Source organism: Microcoleus sp. A2-C3, assembly GCF_036706065.1.
Lineage (GTDB): Bacteria > Cyanobacteriota > Cyanobacteriia > Cyanobacteriales > Microcoleaceae > Microcoleus.
This window is the reverse complement of record NZ_JAUBVX010000100.1, coordinates 1-7,796: the sequence shown is the minus strand read 5'-3', so window position 1 is coordinate 7,796 and position 7,796 is coordinate 1. Positions and strand designations below refer to the sequence as shown.

Sequence of the window (7,796 nt, the reverse complement as noted above, 5' to 3'; positions counted from 1 at the left end):
GCCGAACTCTGAGAAAATAGCCGCCACTTTCCGGCGGTTACATATTCAGTTACCTAACAGAGCTTTGAACTTGGATTGTTCGGCGGTTGATAGTTCCGCCCAAACTTTGGCACGGCTCGCTTCATTCCGATCGCAACATTCGGTGAGGATTTTTTGAATATCGAGCGCTCCTTCGGCATCATCGCAAGCCTGAATAAATTCGATTAACTCGATTTCGCATTCGGTGAGCAACTGTGTGCTGCTAACGTTGGCGGTTTTAACTTTCCCATGACCTGATACTGTGACTCCGGCTCCTCCAAATTTCACCTGGTACAAATTGCTCCCTAAGTCTTTGATGATTTCGGCGCTTTTTCCTCGCAGTTGCTGGCGGCCGCTGAACTTTTGGCTGACTTTCACCTTTTGTCTGATCGCTAAAGTTGACGGGGTTATGACGGGGTTTGATTTTGGCGTGACGGGGTTTGTATCCCTTGCTGGTTGGGGATTTGCGGGGTTTGACGGGGTTTGAGGTGTTTTTTCAACATCTTTTATCAAACACACTTTTTGCTCCGATGTTTGCAGCAGGTTAGTTTTTTCTAAAAAGTTTTGAGGCTCAAACCCCGTCATTTCGCTGTAATTCCCAACTGGCAAGGGTTCAGAACCCCGCACAAACCCCGCACAAACCCCGTCATTTGCTTCGCAAACCCCGTCATTTTGAGTTATTGGGATGCCAGATTGCAAAAAATCTGAGTGTGTTGGCGTTTGCAGGTCGCCCTCGTTCCTGAGCCTCAATCCTTTGAAAAAACTTCGTCCTCGCTGTCTTTCCCATTTCACAGAGGTTAACTCTAGGTAGTCATTGCAGAGTTCGGCTAGCATCTTGGGATATTTGATATGTGATACAGCTTTCAATGTTGTCCCGCACCAGTCTTTGTAATGCTCGTAAATTTTTCCTGTCGTCACAGTCGCGTCTGGGTCGGCAATTAACCAATCGTCGAAGTGCGCTGCTACGCTATTTGTGTCTCGCTTCATTTCCCATTCTTGTAGCCTGAATTCTGCAATTTGGTTGATGCCGCTTCCTCGGATTGCTTCGCTGGCTTCTGAGTCCGTGAGCATTAATGAAGCTGTGATTAGTTGGGAAATTTCAGCATCCATAGCGGCTTCTATCTGAGAATTTCTGAGGACGGTCGGCAGTGGGTTGTCAAAATGAATTAGGCACAGTCGGCGGTCTAGTCCCGTTGTGTCGCCCACAAAGATTGGGTGGTTGCTACAGATAATCAGTAGCCCGTAGAAAAAGGCATCTGAGGCGGCTTTGTAAACCTCGCGGTATCCGATTGCATCCCCGCCCGTCAAGCTGAGGATGGCTTCGACCCCTGATGCGTTACGTTCATCTGGGCACGCGACTAACTGCTTATTGATGATGCTTGCCATTGTTGAGCCATCGTCTAAAGCCCGCAATTTACATCCTTTCCAGTTGTCTCGCCCTACGATTTTTTGCAGCAGTCGAATAAACGTTCCTTTCCCGCTTCCTGGCTTGCCGATGAGGTGCACGAACATTTGCAGGTCAAAAAATTTGAATTTTAACAGTCCGTTTACAACTGCCAGCAGCTTGATGATTTTTTTGCGATCGCTCTGCATGGCGGTGCTCATCCATTGGTAGATGTTCGGGCAATTGCTTTTGAGGTTTTCCAGTGCATCTGTAGACGTGGCTGTATACGGCTTGTAGACATAAGGCAAGCATGATGTAAAACCCATGTGTGGGGCGTGTTCTAGCGTTTTGCCCGTTTTTGTGTCAAGTACCAGGTTGTCAAATGCGATGTACCGCGCCCGTTCTAACATATTCCAGCGTTTTACTCGCAAATCAGCCGTTAACAGCTTGATTGTGTCAGCAATGTAGCTGAATCCTTTATATGCTATGTTTCGCGCGTCAATCACCGATTTAATCAAAGTTTCCACATTTCCGTCGTCGGTTGGCTCCCAGTGCTTCCCATTCCAGATGCGCCAAGCTTTTGTCTCGTTGTCAAATTTCCATAAATGCCCGTAGTCTTCGGCAAGTTGTCGCGCGGTTTGTCTTGGTGTTGGCGGCTTTGTCTGTGGGGCTTCAATGTCCTCGTCGCTGTCAGCATCAAATAGTTTGGCTTTGGCAAGAATTGCTCGGAAGGCTTCTATCCCTTCATTTTGGATAAAATCATCCATACCTTTATTTGCGCCATTTTCGCCCATTTCCCAGCCCCCTGTTGCGACATACAAGGGTACATCAAATTTTAGAAGCTGTCGCCCTAATGTGCGCTGCGCTCTCCTGATGTTGGGGTTGGTCGTCGCGTCTGCATCAAATACGATGATGAATCCGATGCCCGCTTTGGCATATTTCTCTAAGGACTCAATGAGGTAGCGCTTGTTTTGGGTGTCGGATTTTTTGCCAGATAAGCCCATTTCTACGCCAATCAGCCCCATTGTGGGCAAATTATTGTCGCATCCAGCGATCGCTTTAAATCCACCTTCGGTAATCAAAAGGCACGGATGCCCGTTGAGTTGATAGCAGGATTTTTTGAGGGTTTCTGGTTCCCAGTAATCTTTTAGCCCTGGGTCTGTGGGTAAAATTGCGTCGTAGCCGTGGTCGGTTTTGGGAGTGAGGTATTTGGGAACTAATTTGTTGCCGACTTTCCAGCGTTTGTCTGGTCTGAACTGGGATTGTAGAGAGTCGCCCTCGATCAGGATTCCTCCCGATTTGGCTGGAGTGCTTAATATCAGGCTTGCTTCTTCGGCACCAATTGTTCGGCAAGTTGCTCTTGCCCGATCGCTTAATAGTCCGCGTTGCGCTATGTGTTCTTCGTGAGCTTTCGAGAGAAATTTGGCGCTGTTGACTGTGACCGCATTTGTTGTACAATACATAAAGGTAGACCCGCCCCTTGGGCAGGTTTTGAATCCAAATAGCCGTTGCGCTCAGGTTCCAATTTGATAGCAGCGGTTTTTTGGTATTTTTGGTTTGTTGATTTTTAAAAACTTGGCTAAATGGAACCAGCCTTAAGCTGTCACAAGCAAACAGCCGTGACAGACAAAAGCCGAATTCCCTCGTAGCGATGAGTTCCTTAGCTTAGATTTTGATTGGTGTGTTGCATTTTCGCTACACGAAAGCTTACGCGCTTTCCCGTTTCCCGGGTCTAAAACCCTCCTTCCGCAGCCTACCTTAAGGGAATTCCCGCAATTATCAGCCAAATCGCTCGTTACAATTGCGCCTACTCTTTTCTTACTTAAGGCATTTCTAGGGCTGTATGTCGGATTAATCCCAATTGCTCGGGGTTCGGACTCCACCAATATTTGATCGCATTCTACACTAAATCAGTGTTTAATTTATTCCGTTTGGCTCAGTCCATGCCGGATAATACCAGCCGTCAAAGTCGCACCATGTACACCCGTCGCCGTGGCATTTCCAGCAGATAGCAGTTTCCCACAAGCTTTCGTCGTCATCTTCATTGCTTTCGTCCTCGCTTAAATCGTCGGTTTCAATTTCAGTCATCGCTTTCACTTTTTGATTACAAGTGGCACTCTTACATTGTTTAGGTAGTAGGCAAATTTATTTTCGTCATTTCGTTGTACACAGTATTTTTCTTTGCCATTCCATACACAACCATTAGTCCTCAAGAATGCCAACGTATTTACAATTTCTTTTTTGGTTCCGATTACTCGAAAGCTTCCTAGTTGTACTGACTCACTCATTCAGTTTTTCCTCAAACTGTTTCAAAATTGATTCTAATTTTACCTTACCGTCAGCAAATTTACGCCCTCCCATTTTCAGAACATTCTCAACAATCCAAGTAACAGACTTACCCGCTTTTTGTGACTTACAAACTTCCAAGTAAACTAGGTAATCTGAATTGTCAGAAGCGGAAACGCTATCCTGTAAGTCGTTATCATACATGGCTTCTAGCGATTTACGACCAGCTTCCACGTCAAGCCCAGGGGAAGCTAGCATAAGTTCGGCTTCCTGCTGTCTTTGTTGCTGTGAAACGTAAGCCGATGTCGAGATTTCATCAATCACGTCAGCCGTAATAGCCCGCTCCTTAATTACCTCAATTTCCGCATCTGCGGACAGTTTGTAGGCAATGCTACCCGCCTTGATAGCGCAAGCAATACCCGCACATAAACTCACGCCTTGAGCTGCTTTGTGCCAGTTTACTTTTTTATCAAGTGCACTCAAAGGAGCTAGCCACAATGCGACTGCTGACGCACTCAACACAAACATCTTTAGGTGCATAGAAACACCCCTAAACCTATCAGCAACACAGCTAAAATGCTGACCAAAAGTGCTTGTAATTGGGGTACTGAAATCTTCAACAGTTGGCTGAGGGAGAAGTCTAGCAGCCAGCACATCACCCAAGCGACTGCGACTGCTGCTAGCAAAAATGCGATCGCCCTAAACGACATCGGATGCAAACTCGCTATCCACCCTAGAAGGGAGGAAGTGATGCACCCGGCTACAAAATAGTTAACCAGATACATCGCTTTCATTAGTTAGCCCCCGCTGTCAACTTGGCTTTGATGGCATCAATACGGGTGCGGGCATCACTGTCAGCCTTGTCAATACCCAGTCCCAATCGGGCATAACCCGGTCGCATCCCGTGTAACTTTTTGGCTAAACCCGCGTTGCTACGAACCTTTTTTAGCTCGTTTTCCGCCACTACTCCTTCATACTTGCGGTGTTCTTTGTGGACTTTTGCGTCTGCTTCTTCAATCTTGCTCAAAGATTGATAGGCGCGCTTGGACTGTCTCGCACCGTCGGTTTTCTCCTTGGCTAGTTCTTTAAGCTGATCGGCTTCATCACGCTCGAAGTATCGCGGGGCGGGTACTATTGGCGCGGTTCGGATGCTCCCAAAATTACCAGGGGTTAGCGGGGTAATAACACCCGCTGCGGTAGCTGCAAGTACCCTTGATTTGTCGATCGCGTGTCCGCCGTCATTGCCACTGGTTGCTAAATTGCCAGCATCGGATTTACCGCCGCCGAATAGTCGCAGTTGTAGACTCATTATTTTTGTCCTGTAAGTTGAATTTTGATGTCGAGTTGAATTGGTGAAACCTTGCTGAGTAAAGGTTTCGCTAGCCAAAGCAAAGCAATCGCAGCGACAGAAAGTACAATCGCATAATGTCGCCGATGCGGTAGCTGGTAGTCTGATTTTTTGAATTTTGAAAACTGTGGGCGCGGTTGCAGCGGTTGCAAGTCTGGCTCGTGTTCTAGGAGTTTGAGCCAAGTTTCGCGCTTGCGTTTGTCGCCGTACAGCGAGGCGTAGTGGGTCAAACCCAGTTCGTCCGCCCGCAGTTTGAGCGCTGAAATACTCGCATTAAATAAATGCGATCGCCCTATCGCTGTGGGCGGTTTTTGGTGCATAATGATTTTGCTCCGACGGTTGTAAGTTAACTGTTCGGGGAAGTCGTGGTTAGTTGGGCTTGCAACAGCCTTGCTACCGCGCATCAATCTTCCTTACATTCAAAATGGCAGACTTCCGCGTATCTGTCAATTGATTTGAATTTCTGATAAGTCGCTTCCCGATCGCTCTATTGTCCGGGAGTGCGATCGGGAAGTTGTGGCGGTATTAGCTTTGCTTATTATTCCAGCCCCTCTAACTCTTGTTTGATTTGGGCGTTAATTTTACTGATGTGTTTGGTGGATACCCAGGGTTTAACGATTTTGCAAATTGCTTTAGTTTTGGCGGACAAGTCTATTGACTCTGGAAATTTCGCACAGGTCGGAGGCAAATTTTTATTTTCTTCCCGGTCGCGCTGCGCTTCCTTAAGTTTTTGCTCTAACATCTGCACCTTCAACACCAATTCGCCGTTGCGCTCGTGTAATTGATTCAGTTCTGCATCCCATTCTGTAAGTTGATTGTTGGTCGCTTTCAATTCAAGCCTGAGTGATTCATCGTTGCCATCGCTCAGGCTCTCAATTTTCCCAGCCGTTCCTCAATGGCAGCCATCCGCTCAATCACAGGGTTAAATTTTGAATTTACAGCTTTGTCTACAATGTCTACAGTATTTGTAGACGCGACGTTATTATTACTTCGTGTAGACAAATCCGCAAAAGGTGTAGACAAATCTGTAGACGCGACGTTTACAGTATTTTGTGTAGACACGTTCGTAGACACGCCAGCGGATATATCTTTAAGCATTCGTTGGCAACACTGACTTACCGATTCTCCCTCTATGCGTTGGGATTCTAGCCAATTTAGGAAGTGACCTGACGCTCGAAAACTGATAACTTGACTCATGACTGTATACACTTGTAGACGGCTATGTGTATACAATAACTCGCGGTGTCTACAATGTCAAGTATTTTGTAGACGAATCTGTAGACACTTAAAAATAGATTAAAATGGTAAAACGAGCGCTAGCACAAATCATGCGGCAGTAATTTATTTTGTTTGGAAAATTTAAAATGACACAAACTGCATTTTTGGATAGAAAGGTTAGAGTTGACTGGCTACGGTTTCAAGTTCTCAGCGAGGCTTCAGGTGGGATTTCGGACATAATAAAGATTTTAGGCTTACCATTTGAGCGCAAAAATGAACCCTTACCTGATGCCAAGAATAACGATATGCTGGCTCTAAACAAGGTTTGGCATGAGATTTACGAGCACGAGCGTTCACTGATTGGTATCAATTATGCGCCTTCTGCTGGTGCTGAAAAATTCCATCGCTACTTTGTTGACTTGAGTGGCAAAATCTTGGCAAAGTTAGATTTTGCTAAAATTCAATCCTTGCTTTTTTGGGGTCAATGCCACTATGAATTTATAGCCAATCGAATTGATATTGCTGTAGATTTTCCAGTTGGTTGCCCCAGACTTTCGCTGCGACCCTGGGAAAATTTGATTCAGGATGGACTGCTTTGTGGGTGGCGAACTGCTCGTCGGATAATGAATACAGGCAGTCGGCACGGCACTACCGTATATTTGGGTTCGCGCGAGTCCGATCGCTTTATTCGCATCTATGACAAAAATATCGATGGGGTTCATTCCGATCGGATGGAGCTTGAGCTAAAAAGATTTAGGGCTGCAACTGTGATGCGCTCGCTTGCTGATTTGGAATTAGTAGAAACTTCTAAATACTTAGATAATACAGTTTGCGGGCAAATAAATCTTCTTTCACATCCTGACACTGATTTTTTCAGAATTTACAAGCGAGGTGCGGTTACTCTGGCAGCAGCAGTTCCGCATTGCGATATCGAAAAATCGGCGGCTTTCATCCAGCGACACGCTCCGACCCTTGCCATGCTCCACGAATATATGGGGGCTGAAAAATATCAAGAATTTATGGATAATAATTTGCGATCGGGAAAGTTGGGCATGAAGGCGCGCCACCACAGACTGATTCAGAATGCTCGCGCTTTGTGAATTAATAAATTGGATTAACAATGAAAAAGCGGGCCGGGGGAGGGGCTGATTTACGGCCTGCCCCCCCGGCCGCTCACATCAGATTTAGGGTGCCGCAGGCACCGGTTCGAGTGATACCCGGTAATTAAAAAAAAGAAAATAGAAAATATATACTGATAACCTCGGCAAAATGAATAAAAAGCAGAAAACTGCTCAAATACGCACAGAGTAAGCGGTTTGAGGTTTTTAACAAAATATTAAATTGTTGTGAGATTTTAACAGGTTTTTAAAAACTTGTCGGTTTTGTTTTCACAGTAAACTCCATTTTTTTAGCGGGATTTTCTCAGAGTTCGGCTAAAAATTTTTGTCGAAGTCGCAGGATAGCGGCCGAACTCTGAGAAAATAGCCGCCACTTTCCGGCGGTTACATATTCAGTTACCTAACAGAGCTTTGAACTTGGATT

At 45.9% G+C, this 7,796-nt stretch carries 9 protein-coding genes; 1 reads left to right on the top strand and 8 read right to left on the bottom strand.

Annotation, left to right across the window (positions count from 1 at the left end):
- Nucleotides 1-45: 45 nt before the first annotated feature.
- From QUB66_RS29195 to QUB66_RS29160, 8 genes are all read right to left on the bottom strand, one after another.
- Nucleotides 46-2,865 carry a DUF3854 domain-containing protein gene (locus tag QUB66_RS29195; protein WP_332970733.1) on the bottom strand — a complete coding sequence of 940 codons (2,820 nt, stop codon included), beginning with the start codon at nt 2,863-2,865 and terminating at the stop codon, nt 46-48.
- Between the two features lie 454 nt (nt 2,866-3,319).
- Nucleotides 3,320-3,499 (bottom strand): hypothetical protein, encoded by a 180-nt coding sequence (locus QUB66_RS29190; protein WP_332970732.1) that lies wholly within the window; start codon nt 3,497-3,499, stop codon nt 3,320-3,322.
- 183 nt (nt 3,500-3,682) lie between these two features.
- Nucleotides 3,683-4,228: a hypothetical protein gene (locus QUB66_RS29185; RefSeq protein ID WP_332970731.1), complete on the bottom strand. Its 546-nt coding sequence runs from the start codon at nt 4,226-4,228 to the stop codon at nt 3,683-3,685.
- Nucleotides 4,219-4,482: a hypothetical protein gene (locus QUB66_RS29180; protein ID WP_332970730.1), complete on the bottom strand. Its 264-nt coding sequence runs from the start codon at nt 4,480-4,482 to the stop codon at nt 4,219-4,221. Before QUB66_RS29180 ends, QUB66_RS29185 begins: the two co-directional genes overlap by 10 nt.
- On the bottom strand, nt 4,482-4,997 hold the full coding sequence (locus QUB66_RS29175; RefSeq protein WP_332970729.1) for a hypothetical protein: 516 nt from the start codon (nt 4,995-4,997) through the stop codon (nt 4,482-4,484). The genes QUB66_RS29180 and QUB66_RS29175 overlap by 1 nt, the downstream gene beginning before the upstream one ends.
- Nucleotides 4,997-5,356 (bottom strand): hypothetical protein, encoded by a 360-nt coding sequence (locus QUB66_RS29170; protein WP_332970727.1) that lies wholly within the window; start codon nt 5,354-5,356, stop codon nt 4,997-4,999. The genes QUB66_RS29175 and QUB66_RS29170 overlap by 1 nt, the downstream gene beginning before the upstream one ends.
- A gap of 218 nt (nt 5,357-5,574) precedes the next feature.
- Nucleotides 5,575-5,868, bottom strand: a complete 294-nt coding sequence (locus QUB66_RS29165; RefSeq protein WP_332970736.1) for a flagellar alpha dynein — start codon at nt 5,866-5,868, stop codon at nt 5,575-5,577.
- Nucleotides 5,869-5,900: 32 nt separating this feature from the next.
- On the bottom strand, nt 5,901-6,233 hold the full coding sequence (locus tag QUB66_RS29160) for a hypothetical protein (RefSeq protein ID WP_332970735.1): 333 nt from the start codon (nt 6,231-6,233) through the stop codon (nt 5,901-5,903).
- 167 nt (nt 6,234-6,400) lie between these two features.
- On the opposite strand from QUB66_RS29160, the gene QUB66_RS29155 reads away from it, so the two are divergent.
- Nucleotides 6,401-7,354 (top strand): replication initiation factor domain-containing protein, encoded by a 954-nt coding sequence (locus tag QUB66_RS29155; protein ID WP_332970734.1) that lies wholly within the window; start codon nt 6,401-6,403, stop codon nt 7,352-7,354.
- Nucleotides 7,355-7,796: the final 442 nt, after the last annotated feature.